Origin of the sequence: Streptomyces sp. SCSIO 75703 (assembly GCF_036607905.1) — a bacterium.
Classification (GTDB): Bacteria; Actinomycetota; Actinomycetes; order Streptomycetales; family Streptomycetaceae; genus Streptomyces.
The window spans coordinates 5199022-5222578 of sequence record NZ_CP144555.1 but is presented as its reverse complement, the minus strand read 5'-3'; the positions used below and the strand labels follow the sequence as shown (position 1 = coordinate 5222578).

Below are 23557 nucleotides of genomic sequence, written 5' to 3'. Positions count from 1 at the left end.
GTGAACCCCTCCCGTGGGCGCCTCGCGCCCTCGTCCGTCCGTCCCGGCCGGTCGGTCGCCGACCGTCCCCGCCCTGAGGTGACGATCGGTCCGTGCCGGGGGTTGCACCACGCCGTCCGCGCCGTGGTGTTCGTCTGTTCGACCAGTACGGTGCCGCAGGCGACCCTACGACAACTTCCTTTGCGCGGGCACCCGTTCATGCCCGATTTTCACCACTTGACCATACGAGGAGCCCGCGTTGCCGTTCACGCTCAGTCATGCCGCCGCGGTACTGCCCGGAGTGCGGGCCGACGGGACGGGCCGGGGCGGGCTGGTTCCGGCCGTTCTCGTGGCGGGCTCCTTCGCGCCGGACCTGACGTACTACGCGGCGGGTCTCGTGCCCGGGGCGATGGGGTTCGGGGACGTGACGCACTCCCTGCCGGGGGTCCTCACCGTCGACGTCCTCCTCGCCTGCGCGCTGGTGGGGCTCTGGCTGCTGCTGCGGGAACCGCTGGTGGCCCTGCTCCCCCGCTCCCGCCGGGGACGGGTGGCGGCGCTCGTCCGGTGCGGGGCGCCGCGTGCGCGCCCGCGGGCGGCGCTGGTGGCGCGGTGGTACGGCTCGGCGGTGCTGGGCGCGCTGACGCACGTGGTGTGGGACGCCTTCACCCACCCCGGCCGGTGGGGGACGCGGGCAATCCCGGCGCTGGCCGGGGACGTGGCGGGCGCGCCGCTGTACTGGTGGGTGCAGTACGGCGGTTCCGCCGTGGCCGCGGTGGTGGTCGGCGCCTTCCTGGTACGGGCGCTGCGCCGGGTGCCCGCGGCCGGTGCGGAGGGCGGGCCCGCTGGTGTGCCGGACCTGTCCGTACGGGACCGGGTGGGTGCCGGGGTGCTGCTGGGGGGCTGCGCGGTGGCGGGCGCGGTGTGGCGGGCGGACCGGTGGTGGGAGGTCTGGGGTGCGGTCGCTGCCCCGTGGGAGCTGGTCCCGTCCCTGTGTTTCGGTGCGGGCGCGGGCCTGGCCCCGGCGCTGCTGCTGTACGCGGGGGCGGTGCGGGCGCGGCGGCCGGCGCGGGGCGGCGAGCGCGCGGAGGCGCAGGAGGCGGAGGGGGCGCCGGTGCGGTGACGTGGCCGGCGTCAGGCGGCCGGCGCCCGCCCGTCGGCGCCAGGGGGCGTCAGGGGGCGGTGCCCGGTCCGGAGGGGCGGGGGGCCGGGGGCGGCGGAGGCGCGGGGGCGCCCGGGCGGGTGCCGAGGGCTCCGGCGGCGCTCCGTACGGTCCGGGCCCGCGCCCGCAGGCCGTCGGCGACCACGCGGCCCACCCGGGCCCACCCGGACCGGCGCCCCGGTGTGGTCCGGCCCTGCGGCGCCGGGGCCGGCCGTCCCCGGCGGCGCGGGGCGGGGGCCCGGTGGGCGAGGCGGCGCAGGGCTGCGGTGGTGTGGCGGGGGGCCGTGGCGAGGGTGAGGGGGACGCGCAGGGCGCTCGCCCTCGGCGCGACGGCCCGGACCGGCGCGAGGGGCGGCCGGCCGGGGCCGCCGGTCCGTGTCCGTGCGGGTGCGGTGCGGCGCTGGAGCAGCAGGCGTATACCCATGCCCGCATCCTGGAGGCCGTCCCGGGGTGATGCCCTTTTCGCGGGGGCCACCTGAGTGACGGCGGGGACGCGCGCGCCGTGTGAGGCCGGGAGCCGCCGGGCGGAGCGGGCCCGAGGCGCGGGAAGTGCCGGGGCGGCCCGGCCTCCGGGACGGTGGCTCACCGCAGCCTCCCAGCGCGGTCCGCGCCCGTCCGCACGGCCTCCCCGGGGAGCGTGCGGACGGGCCCGCCGGAGGCCAGGGCCTCTCGTTCGGATCACGCCGGGCTCGCGGGGTCCGGCCTGATCCCAACGCAGGACCCTAGTGCGCCGCGGACTCCCAGTCGTCGCCCACGCCGACCGAGACGCCGAGGGGGACCTTGAGGCTCACCGCGTCGGCCATCTCGCGGCGGACCAGGGCCTCCACGGCCTCCCGCTCGCCGGGGGCGATCTCCAGGACGATCTCGTCGTGGACCTGGAGCAGCATGCGGGAGGTGTGGCCGGCCGCGCGCAGCGCCTTGTCCAGGTTGAGCATGGCGATCTTGACGATGTCGGCCGCCGTGCCCTGGATGGGCGCGTTGAGGGCCATGCGCTCGGCCATCTCGCGCCGCTGGCGGTTGTCGCTGTTGAGGTCGGGCAGGTACCGGCGGCGGCCGAAGACCGTCTCCGTGTACCCGGTGGCCCGCGCCTCGTCGACGACCCGGCGCAGGTAGTCGCGGACCCCGCCGAACCGCTCGAAGTAGGCGTCCATGAGGCCGCGGGCCTCGGCCGCCTCGATGTTGAGCTGCTGGGAGAGGCCGAAGGCCGACAGCCCGTAGGCGAGGCCGTACGACATGGCCTTGATCTTGCGGCGCATCTCCGCGTCGACCGCGGCGGGCTCGACGGAGAAGACCTGCGCGGCGGCGGTGGTGTGCAGGTCCTCGCCGGAGGTGAACGCCTCGATGAGTCCCGCGTCCTCGGAGAGGTGGGCCATCACGCGCAGTTCGATCTGGCTGTAGTCGGCGGTCATGAGGGACTCGAAGCCCTCGCCGACGACGAAGCCGCGGCGGATGGCCCGGCCCTCGTCGGTGCGCACCGGGATGTTCTGGAGGTTGGGGTCGGTGGAGGAGAGGCGGCCGGTCGCGGCGACGGTCTGGTTGAACGTGGTGTGGATGCGGCCGTCGGCGGCGATGGTCTTGATCAGGCCCTCGACGGTGACGCGCAGCTTGGCCTGCTCGCGGTGGCGGAGCATGATCACGGGCAGTTCGTTCTCGGTCTGGCCGGCGAGCCAGGCGAGGGCGTCCGCGTCGGTGGTGTAGCCGGTCTTGGTCTTCTTGGTCTTCGGCAGGTTCAGCTCGCCGAAGAGGACCTCCTGGAGCTGCTTGGGCGAGCCGAGGTTGAACTCGCGTCCGGCCGCCGCGTGGGCCTCCTTGACCGCCTGCTGCACGGAGCCGGCGAACATCTGCTCCATGCTCTCCAGGTGCGCCCGGTCGGCGGCGATGCCGTGCCGCTCCATGCGGGCGAGCAGGGCCGAGGTGGGCAGCTCCATGTCGCGCAGCAGGTCCGCCGCGCCGACCTCGCGCAGCCGGTCCCCGAACGCCTCGCCCAGATCGAGGACGGCGCGGGCCTGCACCATGAGCGCCTCGGCCTCCGCCCCCTCGTCCGCGCCGAAGGCGAGCTGCCCGTCGGCCGCGGCGGCCGGGGCCAGCTCGCGGTGCAGGTACTCCAGGGAGAGGGCGTCCAGGTCGAAGGAGCGGCGGCCCGGCTTGACCAGGTACGCGGCGAGGGCGGTGTCCATGCCGACCCCGGCGACGCTCCAGCCGTGCTCGGCGAGGACCCGCATGGCGCTCTTGGCGTCGTGCAGGACCTTGGGCCGCTCCGGGTCGGACAGCCAGCCGGCGAAGGCCCGCTCGTCGGCCTCGTCGAGCTGCGACGGGTCGAACCAGGCGGCCGGGCCGCCCGCCGTGGCGAGGGCCACCTCGGCCACCGAGCCGGTGCCCAGCGCCCAGGTGTGGACGAGGGCGACGCCGAGCGGCCCGGTGCCGTGGCCGGCGAGCCAGCCGGCCAGTTCGCCGGTGCCGAGGACGGTGCCGTCCAGCTCGACGCCGTCGGCGACGACGGGGGTCGCCTCCGCCTCCCGGGCGCCGGGGTCGACGGCGTACAGCCGCTCGCGCAGCGACGGGTTGCGGATCTCCAGAGTGTCCAGGACCAGGGCGACGCCCTTGCGGTCGTAGGCGAGGCGCTCCAGGTCGCCGACGCCCTTCGGCAGTTCGACCTCGCGGTCCAGCTCGGTCAGGCGGCGGTTGAGCTTGACGGACTCCAGGTGGTCGCGGAGGTTCTGTCCGGCCTTGCCCTTGACCTCGTCGACGCGCTCGACCAGTTCCGCGAAGGAGCCGAACTGGTTGATCCACTTCGCGGCGGTCTTCTCGCCGACGCCGGGGATGCCGGGCAGGTTGTCCGACGGGTCGCCGCGCAGGGCGGCGAAGTCCGGGTACTGGGCGGGGGTCAGTCCGTACTTCTCGACGACCTTCGCCGGGGTGAACCGGGTCAGCTCGGAGACGCCCTTGGTCGGGTAGAGCACGGTGGTGTGGTCGCTGACGAGCTGGAAGGAGTCCCGGTCGCCGGTGACGATCAGCACCTCGAAGCCCTCGGCCTCGGCCTGGGTGGCGAGGGTGGCGATGACGTCGTCCGCCTCGAAGCCCTCGACGGCGAAGCGGGAGACGCGCATCACGTCGAGCAGTTCGCAGATCAGCTCGACCTGGCCCTTGAACTCGTCCGGGGTCTTGGAGCGGTTCGCCTTGTACTCCGTGAACTCCTCGGAGCGCCAGGTCTTGCGGGACACGTCGAACGCCACCGCGAAGTGCGTGGGCGCCTCGTCACGCAGCGTGTTGGCGAGCATCGACGCGAAGCCGTAGATCGCGTTGGTGGGCTGGCCGGTCGCGGTCGTGAAGTTCTCCGCGGGCAGCGCGAAGAACGCGCGGTAGGCCAGGGAGTGCCCGTCCATGAGCATGAGGCGCGGACGGCCGCCGCCGGGGGTGCTGTCGGTCTTCTTCGATGCTGTCTCTGCCACGTCCCCGATCCTGCCACGTGCCACCGACAGCCGGGGCCGCCCCGGCCCGGCCGGGCCGCGCCGGACGTCGCGCCGCCGGCCGCGGTGGCACACGCGTACGCCCTCCGGGCGGGTGCCCGGCCCCTTCCCCGCCCGGGTGCGACACGGTCCGCGCGACCACCGTCCTCACGGCCGCCACCGCCTCCCCCACGGCCGGACAGCCGGGCCGGCGGCGGCCCGTGCGAGGATCGGAGACGTACCTCACACGTGAAAGCGAAGGAGCGAGCGATGGCCAGCAAGCCGCCCAAGAGTGATCCGGTGCAGGACGCGCCGCGGGTCGCCGAGCCGAAGCACGCGGCGGCGGGGCTGACGGCCATCGGCCACAGCCTGCGCATCGCGCAGGCGCAGATGGGCGTGAAACGGACGGCGCTGACGCTGCTGAACGTCAACCAGAAGAAAGGTTTCGACTGTCCGGGCTGCGCCTGGCCGGAGCCGGAGCACCGGCACACGGCGGAGTTCTGCGAGAACGGCGCGAAGGCCGTGGCCGAGGAGGCCACGCTGCGCCGGGTGACCCCGGCGTTCTTCGCCCAGCACTCGGTGGCCGACCTGGCGACCCGCAGCGGTTACTGGCTGGGCCAGCAGGGCCGTCTGACCCACCCCGTGTACCTCCCCGAGGGCGGTGAGCACTACGAGCCGGTCACCTGGGAGCGCGCCTTCGACATCGTCGCCGAGGAGATCGCCGCGCTGGACTCGCCGGACGAGGCGCTCTTCTACACCTCCGGCCGCACCAGCAACGAGGCCGCCTTCCTCTACCAGCTCTTCGCCCGCGAGCTGGGCACCAACAACCTGCCGGACTGCTCCAACATGTGCCACGAGTCGTCCGGCTCGGCGCTGTCGGAGACGATCGGCGTCGGCAAGGGCAGCGTCCTGCTGGAGGACCTGTACAAGTCCGACCTGATCATCGTCGCCGGGCAGAACCCGGGCACCAACCACCCGCGCATGCTCTCCGCCCTGGAGAAGGCGAAGGCCAACGGGGCGAAGGTGATCAGCGTCAACCCGCTGCCCGAGGCCGGGCTGGAGCGCTTCAAGAACCCGCAGACGCCCAAGGGGCTCATCGCGGGCGCCTCCCTGACCGACCTGTTCCTGCAGATCCGGCTCGGCGGCGACCAGGCCCTGTTCCGGCTGCTGAACAAGCTGATCCTGGAGACCGAGGGCGCGGTCGACGAGGCGTTCGTCAGCGAACACACCCACGGCTTCGAGGACTTCGCCAAGGCGGCCCGCGAGGCGGACTGGGAGGAGACCCTCAGGGCGACCGGTCTGAGCCGCGAGGACATCGAGGCGACGCTGCGCATGGTGCTCGCCTCCGAACGCACCATCGTCTGCTGGGCGATGGGGCTCACCCAGCACAAGCACTCGGTGCCCACGATCCGCGAGGTCGTGAACTTCCTGCTGCTGCGCGGCAACATCGGCCGCCCCGGCGCCGGCGTCTGCCCGGTGCGCGGCCACTCCAACGTGCAGGGCGACCGCACGATGGGCATCTTCGAGCGCCCCGACCCGGAGTTCCTGGACGCCATGGAGGAGGAGTTCGGCTTCGCGATGCCGCGCGAGCACGGGTACGACGTGGTGCGCGGCATCCGGGCGCTGCGCGACGGCGCGGCGAAGGTGTTCTTCGCCATGGGCGGCAACTTCGTGTCGGCCTCCCCCGACACGGAGGTGACCGAGGCGGCCATGCGGCGGGCGCGGCTCACCGTGCACGTGTCGACCAAGCTGAACCGCTCCCACGCGGTCACGGGCGCGCGGGCGCTGATCCTGCCGACGCTCGGGCGCACCGAGCGGGACACGCAGGCGGGCGGCGACCAGTTCGTGACGGTCGAGGACTCGATGGGCATGGTGCACTCCTCGCGCGGGCGGCTGGATCCGGCGAGCCGGCACCTGCTGTCCGAACCGGCCATCGTGTGCCGGCTGGCCCGGCGGGTGCTCGGCGAGAAGAGCACGGTGCCGTGGGAGGAGTTCGAGCGGGACTACGGGGCGATCCGCGACCGCATCGGGCGCGTGGTCCCCGGCTTCGAGGACTTCAACGCGCGCGTGGCGCACCCCGGCGGCTTCACCCTGCCGCACGCCCCGCGCGACGAGCGCCGCTTCCCGACGGCGACGGGCAAGGCCAACTTCACGGCCGCGCCGGTGGAGTACCCGGAGCTGCCCGAGGGGCGGCTGCTGCTCCAGACGCTGCGCTCGCACGACCAGTACAACACCACGATCTACGGGCTGGACGACCGTTACCGGGGCATCCGCAACGGCCGCCGGGTGGTCCTGGTCAACCCGTCGGACGCCCGTGACCTGGGGGTGCCGGACGGCTCCTACGTGGACCTGGTCGGCGAGTGGTCGGACGGCGTGGAGCGGCGGGCGCCGGGCTTCCGGGTCGTGCACTACCCGACGGCGCGGGGCTGCGCGGCGGCGTACTACCCGGAGACCAACGTGCTGGTGCCGCTGGACGCCACGGCGGACACCAGCAACACCCCGGCCAGCAAGTCGGTCGTGGTCCGTCTGGAACAATCGACGACCGACTGAGCGTTCGCTCAGCAGGCCGACGGACGGATCGGGCCGACGGATCACGACGAACGGAGCCGGCTCATGGGTGAGCAGCAGCAGGTGCAGTTCCCGCAGGAGGTCATCGACGAGTACGCCGCGCTCGGCATCGACCTGCCCGCGTTGTTCTCCGCCGGGCACCTCGGGACGCGGATGGGCGTGGAGATCGTCGAGGCGGCGGCGGAGCGGGTCGTCGGCACGATGCCCGTGGAGGGCAACACGCAGCCGTACGGGCTGCTGCACGGCGGCGCCTCGGCGGTGCTGGCGGAGACGCTCGGGTCGGTCGGCGCGATGCTGCACGGCGGCAGCACCAAGATCGCGGTCGGGGTCGACCTGAACTGCACCCATCACCGCGGGGTCCGCTCCGGTCTGGTCACGGGCGTGGCCACGCCGGTGCACCGGGGCCGTTCGACGGCGACGTACGAGATCGTCATCAGCGACGAGCAGGGCCGGCGGGTGTGTACCGGGCGGCTGACGTGCCTGCTGCGGGAGGTGTCCCCCGGCGGGGCGCCGGCCGGCGCGGCGGGCTGACCCCCGGCGGGCCGCCGCAGTGCGGCGCCCGCCGGGACGGAGGGCCGGACGGGGTGGATTCCCGTCCGGCCCTCCGGCGTCTCCGGCCCCGCGCCACCCCGGCGGGCGGGCGGCCGTCAACGACGGCGGCGGTTCACGCCAACGCCCCGCCGTGCAGCGCGGCTTGGTCCACGCGGTGCGGCGCGTCACCCCCGGCCGTCCGGCACCCCGGACCACCCCGAGCCGTCACCCCGTCAACCGGCCGCCCATGCCATGCCCTTGAGCGGGCGTCACCCCGTGGACACCCGCGGCCCCGTGGCCCGTGCCCCACGACGGCCGGTCTCTTCCGACCTCCGTCCGGACCCCGCGCCCACTCTCGGTATCCGGGCCCCTCGCCGCACCTTTCCAGACATAACCGCATTCCGCCCGCAAGATCATTCCCAGGTGCCAGGTGGCGAAATACGGAAAGATCTCGCGGAATGCCGGACTCCCATTCCGGGGGCGTCACGCTGTGTAATGCATGCGCAATACACGTGAATGGCTTCCTCCCGGGTACGCGCTATGCCCGAGACCTCTCCGAGGCCCCACAGGTCGCCTACAGCAACGATTCCACGTAATCACCAAAACGCCCGAGACGCCTGAACATGCCCCCTCGGTCCTGCGGGTTCTCACGATGCGGACCGGGCGAATCGGCCGGAATTCAGCCCTTCTTCCCTGCCGGTACCGCTCTGCAATACCCCGTGTCATAACAAGAGAGTCACAGCATCTGTCAGACCCTCCTCGACCTTCACCACCCGCGCTTAGAGTCACGGCCAGTCACGGCGCAGTCGGATTGTCACTTCGGCGCAGCGCTCGACTCGGCCGTATCCACACGGGGAAGCGGCTGTGCCAGGGAAAGGACTGATCGTGCGTCAACGTTCGCTCATCGCCATCACCGCCGCTCTGGCGGCCGGAGCCCTCACCCTCACCGCCTGCGGCTCACGCGACGACGACGGCGGTTCCGACTCCGGGAACGGCGGTTCCAAGGGCACCACCGTCGTCATCGGCGTCGACGCCCCGCTGACCGGCGACCTGTCCTCGCTGGGCCTGGGCATCAAGAACTCGGCCGACCTCGCCGCCCGGACGGCCAACAAGCAGGAGTTCGTCAAGGGCGTCACCTTCGAGGTGCAGGCCCTCGACGACCAGGGCCAGCCCTCCGCCGGCCAGCAGAACGCCGCCAAGTTCGTCGCCAACAAGGACGTCCTCGGCGTCGTGGGCCCGCTGAACTCCTCGGTCGGCGAGTCCATGCAGAAGGTCTTCGACTCGGCCAAGCTGGTCGAGGTCTCGCCGGCCAACACGGGCCCGTCCCTCACCCAGGGCCCGGACTGGCGCACCAAGAAGGTCCGCCCCTACACGTCGTACTTCCGCACCGCGACCACGGACGCGATCCAGGGGCCCTTCGCCGCGCAGTACGTCTTCAACAAGGCCAAGAAGACCAAGGTCTTCGTCATCGACGACAAGAAGACCTACGGCGCCGGACTCGCCGGCACCTTCACCGACGAGTTCAAGAAGCTCGGCGGCAAGGTGGTCGGCACCGAGCACATCAATCCGGACACCAAGGACTTCTCCTCGGTCGCCACCAAGGTCAAGAACTCCGGCGCCGATGTCGTCTACTACGGCGGTGAATACCCGCAGGCCGGACCGCTGAGCAAGCAGATCAAGGACGCGGGCGCCAAGATTCCGCTGGTCGGCGGTGACGGAATCAAGGACGACACGTTCATCAAGCTCGCCGGACCGCAGAGCACGGGTGACCTGTCGACTTCCGTCGGCGCCCCGGTCGAGGAACTGGATTCGGCCAAGAAGTTCGTCGAGGACTACAAGGCGGCCGGTTACAAGGAGGATTACGCCGCCTACGGCGGATACTCCTACGACTCCGCCTGGGCGGTCATCGAGGCCGTCAAGAAGGTCGTCGAGGACAATGGCGGAAAACTGCCCTCCGACGCGCGGGCCAAGGTCACCGAGGCCATGCAGAACGTCTCCTTCGACGGTGTGACCGGCAAGGTCTCCTTCGACGAGTTCGGTGACGCCACCAACAAGCAGCTCACCGTGTACGCCGTCAAGAACGGCGCCTTCGAGGCGGTCGACTCGGGCACCTACACCGGCTGACCCACCGCACCACTGCCCACGAGCCGCGCGGGGCGCTGTTCCACAGGCGCCCCGCGCGGACTCGCATCCGGGCCACATCCGTCAACATCCGAACGTCTCGGAGGACATGCGGTGAACGAACTGCCGCAGCAGCTGGTCAACGGCCTGCTACTGGGATCCATGTACGGGCTGATCGCCATTGGCTACACGATGGTCTACGGCATCATCCAGCTCATCAACTTCGCCCACGGCGAGATCTTCATGACCGGGGCCTTCGGCGCCCTCACGGTCTACGTGTACATCCTGCCCGACGGCACCTCCATGTGGATCGCCCTGCCCCTGATGCTGCTCGGCGCCATGATCGTGGCCGTCACGGTGGCCGTCGGGGCGGAACGGTTCGCCTACCGTCCGCTGCGCGGGGCCCCCCGCCTCGCCCCGCTCATCACGGCCATCGGCCTCTCCCTCGCCCTGCAGCAGGCGGTGTGGGCCTGGTACCCGGAGGCGAAGTCCGCCCGCACCTTCCCGCAGATCCCGGGCGGCCCCTTCCAGTTCGGCGGCGTCACCATCCAGACCGGTGACGTCTTCCTGCTGATCGCGGCGCCGGTGAGCATGGCCGTCCTGGCCTACTTCGTGATGCGCACCCGCACCGGGCGCGGCATGCAGGCCACCGCGCAGGACCCGGACACCGCCAAGCTGATGGGCGTCAACACCGACCGCATCATCGTGATCGCCTTCGCCCTCGGCGCCACCTTCGCCGCGGTCGGCGCCCTCGCCAACGGCCTGAAGTACGGCCAGATCGACTTCCGCATGGGCTTCATCCTCGGCCTCAAGGCGTTCACCGCCGCCGTGCTCGGCGGCATCGGCAACATCTACGGCGCCATGATCGGCGGGGTCGTCCTCGGCATCGCCGAGACCCTGGCCACCGCCTACATCTCCGACATCCCCGGCATGGGCCAGTTCGGCAGCCAGTCCTGGGCGGACGTCTGGGCCTTCATCCTCCTCATCCTCGTACTGCTGTTCCGGCCACAGGGCCTGCTCGGCGAGCGCGTTGCGGACAGGGCGTGACACCGATGACCACACAGACCACCCCTCCCCAGAGCCCCGACGTCCACGCCGCGGGCGGTCCCGCCGGCCTCATCGGCATCCCCGAGCGCGCCGCCCGCGCCCTCGCCACCGGCGGCGGCGTCCTGGCCGTCGTCTCCACCTTCCTCGCCTGGACCTGGACCGACGAGTTCCCCGGCGACCTCACCTTCTACGGCTACCCGGGCGGGCTCCAGGTCCTGGTCCTGATCGGCGGCGCCCTCACCGCGCTGTTCGGCCTGGCGGCCCACGGCGTCAAGGGGCTCGGCTGGCTCGCCCCCGCGGGCGGTGACGCGGCGCTCAAGCTCACCTCCCTGGCCACCTTCGCCACCGCCTGGTACACCGTCCTCGCCATCAGCTTCCGGCTCGGCGGCGTGGTGAACCTGGAGCCGGGCGGCTACCTCGTCGCCGTCGTCACCCTGGCCGGGCTCCTCGGCGCCCTGGCGCTGCCCTTCGAGCGGCCCGAGCCCGACCCGATCGACCCCGAGGCGAGCGGCGGGGAACGCTTCCGGCACAACGCCGCGCACGGCTGGCACGTCGTCAAGGCGTCCTTCGCCGCCGGCGCCCCGCGCCCGCTGCGCCGGCTGCCCGCCTCGCTGGAGATCCTCGTCATCGTCGGCATCCTCGCCGTCTGCCTGCTGGTCTTCACGTACGGCATCGGCACCGAGTACGACGAGCTGTTCATCGGCTTCCTGATCACGGCCGGGTTCTGCTTCGCCGCGCTGCACAAGGCCGGTCTGATCGCCCACGCCACCCAGGTCACGGCGCGGCACCAGAACATCACCATCTGCGGCGCGTTCGTCGCCGCGGCCTGCTTCCCGTTCACCCAGACCGACGACCAGTACGCGACGATCGGCGTCTACATCCTGATCTTCGCCACCGTCGCCCTCGGCCTGAACATCGTCGTCGGCCTCGCCGGCCTGCTCGACCTCGGTTACGTCGCCTTCCTCGGCGTCGGCGCCTACGCCGCCGCCCTGGTCTCCGGCTCGCCCAGTTCCCCGTTCGACGTGCACTTCCCGTTCTGGGCCGCCGTGCTGGTCGGCGCCGCCGCCTCCCTGATCTTCGGCGTCCTCATCGGCGCCCCGACCCTGCGGCTGCGCGGCGACTACCTCGCCATCGTCACCCTGGGCTTCGGCGAGATCTTCCGGATCGCGGCCAACAACCTGGACGGCACCTCGGGTCCCGACCTCACCAACGGCTCCAACGGTGTCTCCTCCGTCCCCGACCTGGAGATCCTCGGCTTCGACCTGGGCGTCCACCACGTCGTCGGCGGGGTCACCATCGGCCGGTTCGCCAACTACTTCTTCCTGATGCTCCTCATCACGGCCGTCGTCGTCCTCGTCTTCCGGCGCAGTGGCGACTCCCGCATCGGCCGGGCGTGGGTGGCGATCCGGGAGGACGAGACGGCGGCGCTGGCCATGGGCATCCACGGCTTCCGGGTCAAGCTGATCGCGTTCGCGGTCGGCGCCACCCTGGCCGGTCTGGCGGGCACCGTGCAGGCGCACGTGACGTACACGGTCACGCCCGAGCAGTACCTCTTCGCCGGTGCGATCCCGCCGAACTCCGCGTTCCTGCTGGCCGCGGTCGTCCTCGGCGGCATGGGCACCATCGGCGGGCCCCTGATCGGCGCGGCGCTGCTCTTCCTGATCCCCAACAAGCTCCAGTTCCTCGGCAACTACCAGCTCTTCGCCTTCGGACTCGCGCTCGTCCTGCTGATGCGCTTCCGCCCGGAGGGCCTCGTCCCGAACCGGCGCCGCCAGCTCGAATTCCACGAAGAGGCGGCAGCGCCCGACGTCCTGAGCAAGACAGGGGCCTGACCACGATGACCACCGACACCACGACCACGGACACGGCGCCCGCGGCGCCCGGCTCCGGCACCCCGCTCCTCGACGCGCGCGGCGTCACCATGCGCTTCGGCGGCCTCACCGCCGTCAGCGGCGTCGACCTCACCGTGAACAGCGGGGAGATCGTCGGCCTGATCGGTCCCAACGGCGCCGGCAAGACCACGTTCTTCAACTGCCTGACGGGGCTGTACGTCCCGACCGAGGGCGAGGTCCGCTTCCGCGACAAGGTGCTGCCGCCCAAGTCGTTCAAGGTGACCGCGGCAGGCATCGCCCGCACCTTCCAGAACATCCGGCTGTTCGCCAACATGACGGTCCTGGAGAACGTCCTGGTGGGCCGGCACACCAGGACCAAGGAGGGCTTCTGGTCGGCCGTCCTGCGCGGGCCCGGTTTCCACCGGGCGGAGGCGACCTCCCGCGAACGCGCCATGGAACTCCTGGAGTTCGTGGGGCTCGCCCACAAGGCCGACCACCTCTCGCGGAACCTGCCCTACGGCGAGCAGCGCAAGCTGGAGATCGCCCGCGCGCTCGCCAGCGAGCCGGGGCTGCTGCTCCTGGACGAGCCGACGGCCGGGATGAACCCGCAGGAGACGCGGACCACCGAGGAACTGGTCTTCGCGATCCGCGACCGGGGCATCGCCGTCCTCGTCATCGAGCACGACATGCGCTTCATCTTCAACCTGTGCGACCGCGTCGCGGTCCTCGTGCAGGGACAGAAGCTGATCGAGGGCGACAGCGCCACCGTCCAGGGCGACGAGCGCGTCATCGCGGCCTACCTCGGCGAGCCGCTGGAGAACGACCCGGGCGCGGCGGAGGCCGCCGAGGTGGAGGCCGCGGAGGCGCAGGCCGCCGAGGCACAGGCCGAGAACCCGACCGACACCGCGGCCGGCAAGGAGAACGACCGATGACCGCACTGCTCGAGGTCGAGGACCTCCGCGTCGCCTACGGCAAGATCCAGGCCGTGAAGGGCATCTCCTTCACGGTCGACGCCGGCGAGGTGGTCACCCTGATCGGCACCAACGGCGCCGGCAAGACCACCACCCTGCGCACCCTGTCGGGGCTGCTCAAGCCGGTCGGCGGGCAGATCCGGTTCCGGGGCAGGTCGCTGAAGAAGATCCCGGCGCACGAGATCGTCTCGCTGGGGCTCGCCCACTCCCCCGAGGGGCGGCACATCTTCCCGCGCATGTCGATCGAGGACAACCTGCGGCTCGGCGCCTTCCTGCGCAACGACAAGGCGGGCATCGAGAAGGACATCCAGCGCGCCTACGGGCTCTTCCCGATCCTCGGGGAGCGCCGCAAGCAGGCGGCGGGCACCCTGTCGGGCGGTGAGCAGCAGATGCTCGCCATGGGCCGGGCCCTGATGTCCCAGCCGCAGCTCCTGATGCTGGACGAGCCCTCCATGGGCCTGTCGCCGATCATGATGCAGAAGATCATGGCGACGATCGCCGAGCTGAAGGAGCAGGGCACCACCATCCTGCTGGTCGAGCAGAACGCCCAGGCGGCGCTGTCGCTGGCGGACCAGGGGCACGTGATGGAGGTCGGCAACATCGTCCTGTCCGGGACGGGCCGGGACCTGCTGCACGACGAGTCCGTCCGCAAGGCGTACCTCGGCGAGGACTGAGCGCGCGGCGGGGACCGGGAGGGCCCGGCCCGGGAACCCTGCCCCGGTCCCGGCCCGGAACCCGGCCGCCAACTCCGCCTCGGGCCCGGCCCCGAGCGCGCCCGGCCCGGACGAGAGGCCCGCGCCCCCGTGACGGGGGCGCGGGCCTCGTGCGTACGCCGCCCCGCGCCCCGGCCGCGGGGACGTACGGGGGTGCGGGCGGCGGTCAGCCCTTGGCGGCCTTCTTCTCCTCGGCGTCCTGGATGACGGCCTCGGCCACCTGCTGCATGGACATCCGCCGGTCCATGGAGGTCTTCTGGATCCACCGGAAGGCGGCGGGCTCGGTCAGCCCGTACTCCGTCTGGAGCACCGACTTGGCGCGGTCGACCAGCTTGCGGGTCTCCAGCCGCTGGCTGAGGTCGGCGACCTCCTGCTCCAGCGCCTTCAGTTCGGTGAAGCGCGAGACGGCCATCTCGATGGCCGGGACGACGTCGCTCTTGCTGAACGGCTTGACGAGGTACGCCATCGCGCCGGCGTCGCGGGCCCGCTCGACCAGGTCGCGCTGGGAGAAGGCGGTCAGCATCAGCACCGGGGCGATGCTCTCCTCGGCGATCTTCTCGGCCGCGGAGATACCGTCCAGCTTGGGCATCTTCACGTCGAGGATCACGAGGTCCGGCCGGTGCTCCCGGGCGAGTTCCACCGCCTGCTCGCCGTCGCCCGCCTCGCCGACGACCGTGTACCCCTCTTCCTCCAGCATCTCTTTGAGGTCGAGCCGGATCAGGGCCTCGTCCTCGGCGATGACGACACGGGTCGTCAGGGGAGGCACGTGTGACGGGCCCTCTTCGGGCACGTCGGCGGGCTGGGGCGACTCGGGGGCGGTCACGTGGGCTCCTCATGGGGGGCAGGGGCACTGCTGACAAGAGCCTACCTAGCTCCTGTATGTTTGAGTCACCTAGGGGTTAGACTGCCCTTCGGTTCGAAGAGGCTCCGGTAGTCCAATCGGCAGAGACGATGCCCTCAAAAGGCATTCAGTGTGGGTTCGAGTCCCACCCGGGGCACTTGCCTTTGTTTCACGGGCGAGTCGGGGAATGCCGCAAGCGGATGTCCGCCTCCAGGACATCCGCTTTCCGTACTTCTGTCCTCCCCTCGCCACGCCCCGGGGACCCGCCGTCCGGCCCGCCCGGCTAGGGCCGCCCGTGCGCGGTGACGTCCTCGCCGATGCGGTGCACCCGGACCATGTTCGTGGTGCCCGAGACGCCGGGCGGGGAACCGGCGGTGATGACGACGACGTCGCCCTCGCCGCACCGGCCGTACCGCGTCAGCAACTCGTCCACCTGCTCGACCATCCCGTCGGTGGTGTCCGCGTGCGGACCGAGGAAGGTCTCCACGCCCCAGGTCAGGCTGAGCTGGGAACGGGTGGCCGGCTCCGGGGTGAAGGCGAGCAGCGGGATCGGCGAGCGGTAGCGCGACAGGCGCCGGGCCGTGTCGCCGGACTGGGTGAAGGCGACCAGGAACCGGGCGCCGAGGAAGTCGCCGGTCTCCGCCGCCGCGCGGGCCACCGCACCGCCCTGGGTGCGGGGCTTGTCGCGGCCGGTCAGCGGGGGCAGGCCCCGGCCGAGGAGGTCCTCCTCGGCCGCCTCGACGATGCGGGCCATGGTGCGCACGGCGTCGACGGCGTGCCGGCCGACGCTGGTCTCGCCGGAGAGCATCACCGCGTCCGTGCCGTCGATGACCGCGTTGGCGACGTCGGACGCCTCCGCGCGGGTGGGGCGGGGGTGGTCGATCATCGACTCCAGCATCTGGGTGGCGACGATGACCGGCTTGGCGTTGCGCCGGGCCAGGGCGACCGCGCGCTTCTGGACGATCGGCACCTGCTCCAGGGGCATCTCGACGCCGAGGTCGCCGCGGGCGACCATGACGCCGTCGAAGGCGGCGACGATCTCCTCGATGTTCTCGACGGCCTGCGGCTTCTCCACCTTGGCGATGACGGGGAGGCGGCGGCCCTCCTCGTCCATGATGCGGTGGACGTCCACGATGTCGCGTCCACTGCGCACGAAGGAGAGGGCCACGACGTCGAAGCCGTTGCGCAGGGCCCAGCGCAGGTCGTCCTCGTCCTTCTTGGACAGGGCGGGGACGGAGACGGCGACGCCCGGCAGGTTGAGGCCCTTGTGGTCGGAGACCACGCCGCCCTCGACGACCGTGGTGCGCACCCGGGGCCCGTCGACGGCGGTGACCTCCAGGCAGACCCGGCCGTCGTCGACGAGGATGCGTTCCCCGGGCGCCACGTCGGCGGCGAGCCCGGCGTAGGTGGTGCCGCACCGGTGGCGGTCGCCGGCCACGCCCTCCTCGACGGTGACCGTGAAGGTGTCGCCGCGCTCCAGCAGGACGGGGCCCTCGGCGAAATGACCGAGCCGGATCTTCGGTCCCTGGAGGTCGGCGAGGGTGCCGATGCTGCGCCCGCTCTCGTCGGCCGCCTTGCGGACCCGGCGGTAACGCTCCTCGTGCTCGGCGTGGGTGCCGTGGCTGAAATTGAACCGGGCGACATCCATTCCGGCCTCGACCAGATCCTTGATCTGATCGTACGAGTCGGTGGCGGGCCCCAGGGTGCAGACGATCTTTGCTCGGCGCATGGCCAGAGCCTATGCCGTACCGATCGGTAGCGAATTGGCCTCACATGACGACTCAACCACCGTCGGGTAAAAGCTTGTTGCCTGCTGTCAAGATGTGCGGCAGCGTGCTCCGATGAGCGATTTCCGGCCGTATTTCCTTTCGCACCGTCTTTCGCATCCCGCACGCATTCCCGACGTTTCCCCGTCCGCGTTCCCGTTCGCGTTCCCGTCGCTTTCCCGTCGCCTTCCCGGGCGGGTGCGCGGACCGCACCCGGGGCCGGCCCGCACCCCGCTTCACCCTCCGGCCGCCGGGGCGAAACCCGCCGGACTGTTGACATGCACCCTCCCCAAGGCGGAATCTACGCGCGTTGCCGGACGGGGGCCGTCCGGTGGTCCGTCCGTTCCGAGGGGAGCCAGCATGCCGTTGAACCGCCGGACGTTTCTGGAGAGGTCCGTCGTGACCGGGGCGGGGGTCGCACTGGCCGGCGCGGCGGCGCCGGTGGCCGCGGCGGGCGAGCGGGGCGGCGGGCCCCCGCACCCGAAGCGCTACGCGCTGACCGTGATGGGCACGACCGACCTGCACGGGCACGTCTTCAACTGGGACTACTTCAAGGACGCGGAGTACACCGACGCGGACGGCAACGCGCAGGGCCTGGCCCGGATCTCGACCCTGGTGAACCGGGTCCGCGAGGAACGCGGGCGGGCGAACACGCTGCTGCTGGACGCCGGCGACACCATCCAGGGCACACCGCTGACCTACTTCTACGCGAAGGTGGACCCGATCACCGCCGAGGGCGGCCCGGTGCACCCCATGGCGCGGGCGATGAACGCCATCGGATACGACGCGGTGGCGCTCGGCAACCACGAGTTCAACTACGGCATCGAGACGCTGCGCGCCTTCGAGCGGCAGTGCCGCTTCCCGCTGCTGGGCGCCAACGCGGTGGATGCCCGCACGCTGGAGCCCGCGTTCCCGCCGTACCTGATGAAGACGTTCCGCCCGCCGGCCGGGCCGCCGGTGAAGGTCGCGGTGCTGGGGCTGACCAACCCGGGCATCGCCATCTGGGACAAGGCGTACGTGCAGGGCCGGCTCGCCTTCCCCGGCCTGGAGGAGCAGGCCGCGCGGTGGGTGCCGAGGCTGCGTTCGATGGGCGCCGACGTGGTGGTCGTCTCCGCCCACTCCGGCTCCTCGGGCACCTCCTCCTACGGCGACCAGTTGCCGTACGTGGAGAACGCGGCGGCCGAGGTGGCCCGCCGGGTGCCGGGGATCGACGCGATCCTGGTCGGCCACGCCCACGAGGAGATCGCGGAACTGCGGGTCGTCAACGAGGAGACCGGCCGCTCCGTCGTCCTCTCGGAACCGCTGTGCTACGCCGAACGGCTCACCCTCTTCGACATCGCGCTGGTCCTCGACCGGGGCCGCTGGCACGTGGAGTCGGTGCGGGCCTCGCTGCGGGACTCCGCCGACGTCCCCGACGACCCGGCGATCACCCGGCTGCTGGCGGACGAGCACGCCCGCGTGGTGGCCTACGTCAACCAGGTCGTCGGCACCGCCACCGAGACGCTGACGACGGCCGAGGCCCGCTACAAGGACGCCCCGGTCATCGACCTGATCACCACGGTCCAGGAGGACGTGGTCCGGGAGGCGCTGGCGGGCACGGAGCACGCCTCGCTGCCGGTGCTGGCGCAGGCGTCGCCGTTCTCGCGCACCTCCGAGATCCCGGCCGGGGACGTGACGATCCGGGACCTGTCGGGCCTGTACGTGTACGACAACACGCTGGTCGCCAAGATCCTGACGGGCGCCCAACTCCGCGCCTACCTGGAGTTCTCGGCGGAGTACTACGTGCGGACGGCGCCCGGCGCCCCGGTGGACGTGGAGAAGCTGACCAACGCGAACGGACGCCCGGACTACAACTACGACTACGTCTCCGGGCTGACCTACGAGATCGACGTCGCCCGCCCGGCCGGCTCCCGGATCTCCGCGCTGCGCCACGCGGGCGCCCCGGTGGCAAACGACCAGCGGTTCGTGCTGGCGGTGAACAACTACCGGGCCAACGGCGGCGGCGCCTTCCCGCACGTGGCGTCGGCGCCCGAGGTGTGGTCGGAGTCGACGGAGATCCGCACCCGGATCGCGGAGTGGGTGACGGCGAAGGGGGTGCTCGACCCGCGGGACTTCGCCTCGGCGGACTGGATCCTGACCCGCGAGGGCACGCCGGTGTTCTGACCGGCCGGCGGCCCCGGCGCCGCCGGCCGGGGCCCCCGCCGGACCGGATCAGCGCCCGGCGGACTCCCGCACCCGCAGGGCGCGGGCCAGGTCGTCGAGCTGGTCGGCGAGCTTGCGCCGCAGGGCCGGGGTCGGGCCGCCCTCGTCGAGGCAGCGCCGGCCCAGTTCCAGGGTGCGGACGTCGACGGCGTGCACCGGGAACGCCCAGCGGCCGGCGGCCTCGGCGATGGCGGGTCCGCGCCGCTCGGCGACGGCGGGGGCCTCGGCGAAGTAGCGCTCCACGTAGCCGCGGACCAGGTCGGCCTGCTCGGGCTGCCAGAAACCCCGGGCAGTCGCGGTGAACAGGTAGTTGGACAGGCCGTCGGAGGCGAACATGGCCTCCCACGCCGCCGCCTTGGCCCCGGCGTCGGGCAGGGCGGCGCGGCAGCGGGCGGCGCCCTCCCGGCCGGTGGCGGACGGGTCGCGGTCCAGTTCCCGGGCGATGCCGGCCTCGTCGACGGCGCCCAGGACGGCGAGACGGCACAGGACGCGCCAGCGCAGCTCCGGGTCGAGTTCGGGTCCCCCGGGGACGGTGCCGTCGGCGAGCCAGGCGGCGAGGGCGTCCGGGTGGGCGGCGACGTCGATCGCGTGGCGCACGGCGATCAGGCGCAGCCCGGGGTGGTCGCCGTCCTCGGTACGGCGGACGAGGTCGCGGCACAGGTCGGCGAGGGTGGCGAGGGCGGCGGGCCGCCCGTCGGGGGTGACGTAGCGGTCGGCGACCTGGGACGCGGCGAAGGTGAGGACGCCGTCGACCAGGGCGAGGTCCGTCTCGTGCGGGAGGTGGGCGCGGGCGGTCTCCAGGTAGGCGCCGGCCGCCAGCTCGCCGTCGCGGACGGCGTCGCGCAGGGCGTTCCAGACGACGGCGCGGGTGAGCGGGTCGGGCAGGGCGGACAGGTGGGCGCCGATCGCGGCGGCGGACTCGGCGTCGAAGCGGACCTTGGCGTAGGCGAGGTCGCCGTCGTTGGGCACCAGCAGGGCGGGGCGCCTGCCCAGCGGCCGGGGCGCGTCCTGGGGGACGTCGAGGTGGACGCGTTCGCGCAGGGTCAGGCGGCCGTCGCCGGCCACGTCCCGGTCGTAGAGGCCGACGGCGACACGGTGGGGGCGGCTGCCGGCCCGGTCGAGGGTGAGGGAGCAGGTGCCGTTCTCGCCGGCGGCGAGGCGGGGCGTCAGCGTGTCCACGCCCGTGGTCCGCAGCCAGGCGTCGGCCCAGGCGTGGACGTCGCGGTCGGTGGCGGAGGCGAGGGAGTCGATGAAGTCGGCGAGGGTCGCGTTGGCGAACCGGTGCCGCTCGATGTGGGTGTTGATTCCGGCGAGGAAGTCCTTCTCGCCGAGCCAGGCGACGAGCTGGCGCAGTGCGGACGCGCCCTTGGCGTAGGAGATGCCGTCGAAGTTGAGGAGTGCGGAGGCGGTGTCCGGGACGTGCTCGGGGGCGACGGGGTGGGTGGAGGGACGCTGGTCGGCGTCGTATCCCCACGGCTTGCGGGAGACGCCGAAGTCGGTCCAGGTGCCGGTGAAACGGGTGGCCTCGGCGGTGGTCTGGTAGCCCATGTACTCGGCGAAGGACTCGTTGAGCCAGATGTCGTCCCACCAGCGCAGGGTGACGAGGTCGCCGAACCACATGTGGGCCATCTCGTGGGCGATGACCATGGCGCGGGTCTGGCGTTCGGTGTCGGTGACGGCGGAGCGGAAGACGAACTCGTCGCGGAAGGTGACCAGTCCGGGGTTCTCCATGGCGCCCGCGTTGAACTCGGGGACGAACGCCTGGTCGTAGGAGTCGAAGGGGTAGGGCTCGGCGAACTTCTCGTGGTAGCGGTCGAAGCAGGCGCGGGTGACGTCGAGGATCTCGTCGGCGTCGGCGTCCAGGTGGGGGGCGAGCGAACGGCGGCAGTGGATGCCGAAGGGCAGTCCGCGGTGCTCGGTGCGGACCGAGTGCCAGGGCCCGGCGGCGACGGCGACCAGGTAGGTGGAGATCGGCGGGGTGGTGGCGGCCGTCCAGCGGCCGTCGCCGGTGTGCTCGGTGACGCCGTTGGCGAGGACGGTCCAGCCCTCGGGGGCGGTGACGGCCAGGTCGAAGACGGCCTTGAGGTCGGGCTGGTCGAAGGCGGGGAAGACGCGCTGCACGTCGTCCAGGAAGAGCTGGGTGTAGACGTAGGTCTCGCCGTCGGTGGGGTCGGTGAAGCGGTGCATGCCCTCGCCGGTGCGCGAGTAGCGCATGGCCGCCTCGACGCGCAGTTCGTGGGTGCCGGGGGCGAGGCCGGTCAGCGGCAGCCGGCTGCCGTCGAGGGCGGCCGGGTCGAGGGGGTGTCCGTCGAGGGTGACGGAGCGCAGTTCGGCGGGCTTGACCTCGATGAAGGTGTCCGTACCGCTCCGGTCGCCGAGGACGGTGAACCGGACGGTGGTGCGGGAGTCGAAGGTCTCGTCCCCACCGGTGAGATCGAGGTCGATCGCGTAGTGGTGGACGTCGAGGAGCCGGGCACGGGTCTGCGCTTCGTCGCGCGTCAGTACGGACATGCCCGCCATGCTGCCCGATGCGGTGGGCGGGGCACAGGGGCGGCCCGGCAGGCGGGGCCGGCCCCGCCTGCTCCCGCCGGGCCGGCCGCCGCGCGGGGCGCCCGGCGCTCCCCGCCGCGCCCGGGGCGGGCGCGCGTGCCGGGCCGGGGGTCAGGGGGCGGCGGGGGTGGTCCCGGTGCCGCCGGTCTCCGCGATGCGCTCGTGGTGCCGGATCACCTCGGCGATGATGAAGGTGAGGAACTTCTCCGCGAAGGCCGGGTCGAGTTCGGCGTCCTCGGCGAGGGCGCGCAGCCGGGCGATCTGGCGGGCCTCGCGGGCCGGGTCGGCGGGCGGCAGCCGGTGGCGGGCCTTGAGGTGGCCGACCTGCTGGGTGCGGGAGAAGCGCTCGGCGAGCAGGTGGACGACGGCCGCGTCGATGTTGTCGATGCTCTTGCGCAGGCGGGCCAGTTCCTCGCGGACCGCGGGGTCGACGGTGTCGTCGCCGGTGGGGCTGGTGGTCATGGGCGATCACCCTACGGGCGCCGGCCGCGGCGCCGCACACCGTCTCAGGCGCTGGGCGGCGCCCGGTGCGCCGCTCGTACAGTGGAGTCAGGGTCGAGCTGCTTGGGGGGCGGGCATGGCGAACGGCGGACCGGTCGAGCACGGGTTCCCGCACCTGGAGGCGGTACGGGCCGCCCTGACCGCGCTGTACCGGCGGCTGTCCCCGGACACCGTGCGGACGTTCTCGGCCAGCGTGGCCCCGGCCGACGTGGCCTTCTGCGACACCGACGACCTGTACCTGGGGGCGCAGCGGGTCGCGGGCGAGCTGGTGCGGCACTACCGGCTGCCCGACGCGCGGCTGATCGTCTCCTTCCGGGAGATGACCCACGCGGCCAACGTGGAACTGGCGGCGGGCCCCGAGTACTTCGTCGAGCTGAACGACCGCTTCCGCACGCACCGCCGGGACATCGGCGCGGCGCTGGCGCACGAGGTGGCCCACGTGTACCTGCACCGGCTCGACCTGTCCTTCGCCGGCACGCGGGACAACGAGATCCTCACGGACACGGTGGCGGCGTACCTGGGCGCGGGGTGGCTGCTGCTGGACGCGTTCCGGCAGGACGCGACCTCGTCGCAGAAGCTGGGGTACCTGACGCCGGAGGAGTTCGGCTACGTCCTGGCCAAGCGGGCCGCGGTCTTCGGGGAGGACCCGGGGGTGTGGTTCACCAGCCCGCAGGCGTACTCGGCGTACGTCCGGGGGCGGGACCGGGCCGTTCGGGAGGAGCGGCAGCCGCCGCTGACGGCGGCCGGCTGGACGGGCCGGCACCGGTACGCGCGCGACCGCCGGCAGGCCCGGGACGGGTACGGGGCCGGGCTCGCCGGGGACGCGCCGTACTCCTTCACGGCGCCGGGCGAGGGGCCGCTGCGGGTGGCGTTCCCCTGCCCGACCTGCCACCAGCGGCTCCGGGTGCCGGTGCGCGGCCGGGTGCGGGCCCGGTGCGGCCTGTGCGGGACGGTCCTGGAGTGCGACACGTAGCGGGGCGCGCCGGGGCGGGCGCCGCGGGGCGCGCCGGGGCGGGCGTGTCCCCCGCCGTCGTGCGGGGCCGGGCAGTGCCGGGCGTGTCGCGGCGGCCCCGGCTCTCCGTCCCGGGCGTGTCACCTGCCATCGTCGTGCGGGCCTCCCCCATCCCGGGCGTGTCACCACCCCCGCCGTGCGGGGCCTCCCCCACCCCGGGCGTGTCGCCGCCCTCCGCGCTGCCGCCCCATGCGATCCCGCCGCGCCCCGGGCGTGTCCCCCGCCGTCGTGCGGGGCGTCGCCGCCCCGGGCGGGTCGCGTCGTCCGCGGACCCCGCCGCTCGGCACGACCACCGATGTTCGCTATTTTGTTCGCCGC

Annotated in this window: 16 protein-coding genes and 1 tRNA gene; 11 read left to right on the top strand and 6 right to left on the bottom strand. The window is 72.6% G+C overall.

Annotation, left to right across the window (positions count from 1 at the left end; all coding sequences use genetic code 11):
* Positions 1-238 precede the first annotated feature (238 nt).
* Complete coding sequence (locus VM636_RS22915; protein WP_338485518.1) at positions 239-1099, top strand: DUF4184 family protein; 861 nt, start codon at positions 239-241, stop codon at positions 1097-1099.
* A gap of 49 nt (positions 1100-1148) precedes the next feature.
* Here the strand turns inward: VM636_RS22915 and VM636_RS22910 are convergent, their stop codons facing one another.
* Both VM636_RS22910 and polA read right to left on the bottom strand, forming a co-directional pair.
* Positions 1149-1562, bottom strand: coding sequence for a hypothetical protein (locus VM636_RS22910; protein ID WP_053912621.1), 414 nt, complete (start codon positions 1560-1562; stop codon positions 1149-1151).
* A gap of 298 nt (positions 1563-1860) precedes the next feature.
* Complete coding sequence (gene polA, locus VM636_RS22905) at positions 1861-4587, bottom strand: DNA polymerase I (RefSeq protein ID WP_338485516.1); 2727 nt, start codon at positions 4585-4587, stop codon at positions 1861-1863.
* 267 nt (positions 4588-4854) lie between these two features.
* Here polA and VM636_RS22900 point away from each other — a divergent pair, with 267 nt between their 5' ends.
* The 7 genes from VM636_RS22900 (at position 4855) to VM636_RS22870 (ending at position 14328) form a co-directional block, all read left to right on the top strand.
* Positions 4855-7134, top strand: coding sequence for an FdhF/YdeP family oxidoreductase (locus VM636_RS22900; protein WP_053912620.1), 2280 nt, complete (start codon positions 4855-4857; stop codon positions 7132-7134).
* A gap of 63 nt (positions 7135-7197) precedes the next feature.
* Positions 7198-7683, top strand: a complete 486-nt coding sequence (locus VM636_RS22895; RefSeq protein WP_053912619.1) for a hotdog fold thioesterase — start codon at positions 7198-7200, stop codon at positions 7681-7683.
* Positions 7684-8568: 885 nt separating this feature from the next.
* Entirely contained in the window at positions 8569-9807 is a 1239-nt protein-coding gene (locus VM636_RS22890; RefSeq protein WP_030417920.1) for a branched-chain amino acid ABC transporter substrate-binding protein, read from the top strand.
* A 111-nt stretch (positions 9808-9918) separates the two neighbouring features.
* Positions 9919-10851 carry a branched-chain amino acid ABC transporter permease gene (locus tag VM636_RS22885; RefSeq protein WP_030417919.1) on the top strand — a complete coding sequence of 311 codons (933 nt, stop codon included), beginning with the start codon at positions 9919-9921 and terminating at the stop codon, positions 10849-10851.
* 5 nt (positions 10852-10856) lie between these two features.
* On the top strand, positions 10857-12683 hold the full coding sequence (locus tag VM636_RS22880) for a branched-chain amino acid ABC transporter permease (protein ID WP_030417918.1): 1827 nt from the start codon (positions 10857-10859) through the stop codon (positions 12681-12683).
* Between the two features lie 5 nt (positions 12684-12688).
* Positions 12689-13615 (top strand): ABC transporter ATP-binding protein, encoded by a 927-nt coding sequence (locus tag VM636_RS22875; protein ID WP_030417917.1) that lies wholly within the window; start codon positions 12689-12691, stop codon positions 13613-13615.
* The gene (locus VM636_RS22870; protein WP_030417916.1) at positions 13612-14328 is read left to right on the top strand and encodes an ABC transporter ATP-binding protein; all 717 of its coding nucleotides are present in this window, start codon (positions 13612-13614) and stop codon (positions 14326-14328) included. The genes VM636_RS22875 and VM636_RS22870 overlap by 4 nt, the downstream gene beginning before the upstream one ends.
* Before the next feature lie 205 nt (positions 14329-14533).
* On the opposite strand, the gene VM636_RS22865 is transcribed toward VM636_RS22870, so the two are convergent.
* A complete protein-coding gene (locus tag VM636_RS22865; protein WP_030417915.1) occupies positions 14534-15190 on the bottom strand; it encodes a response regulator in 657 nt (218 codons plus the stop codon).
* A 101-nt stretch (positions 15191-15291) separates the two neighbouring features.
* On the opposite strand from VM636_RS22865, the gene VM636_RS22860 reads away from it, so the two are divergent.
* Positions 15292-15365: transfer RNA gene (locus VM636_RS22860), tRNA-Leu, on the top strand.
* Between the two features lie 126 nt (positions 15366-15491).
* Here the strand turns inward: VM636_RS22860 and pyk are convergent.
* On the bottom strand, positions 15492-16937 hold the full coding sequence (pyk, locus tag VM636_RS22855; RefSeq protein WP_338485511.1) for a pyruvate kinase: 1446 nt from the start codon (positions 16935-16937) through the stop codon (positions 15492-15494).
* A gap of 397 nt (positions 16938-17334) precedes the next feature.
* Here pyk and VM636_RS22850 point away from each other — a divergent pair, with 397 nt between their 5' ends.
* A complete protein-coding gene (locus VM636_RS22850; protein ID WP_030417913.1) occupies positions 17335-19137 on the top strand; it encodes a 5'-nucleotidase C-terminal domain-containing protein in 1803 nt (600 codons plus the stop codon).
* A gap of 48 nt (positions 19138-19185) precedes the next feature.
* On the opposite strand, the gene pepN is transcribed toward VM636_RS22850, so the two are convergent.
* Positions 19186-21696 (bottom strand): aminopeptidase N, encoded by a 2511-nt coding sequence (pepN, locus tag VM636_RS22845; protein WP_030417912.1) that lies wholly within the window; start codon positions 21694-21696, stop codon positions 19186-19188.
* Between the two features lie 141 nt (positions 21697-21837).
* Positions 21838-22188, bottom strand: coding sequence for a chorismate mutase (locus tag VM636_RS22840; RefSeq protein WP_030417911.1), 351 nt, complete (start codon positions 22186-22188; stop codon positions 21838-21840).
* Between the two features lie 115 nt (positions 22189-22303).
* Between VM636_RS22840 and VM636_RS22835 the strand changes: the two genes are divergently transcribed.
* Complete coding sequence (locus VM636_RS22835) at positions 22304-23200, top strand: hypothetical protein (protein WP_338485507.1); 897 nt, start codon at positions 22304-22306, stop codon at positions 23198-23200.
* Positions 23201-23557 lie beyond the last annotated feature (357 nt).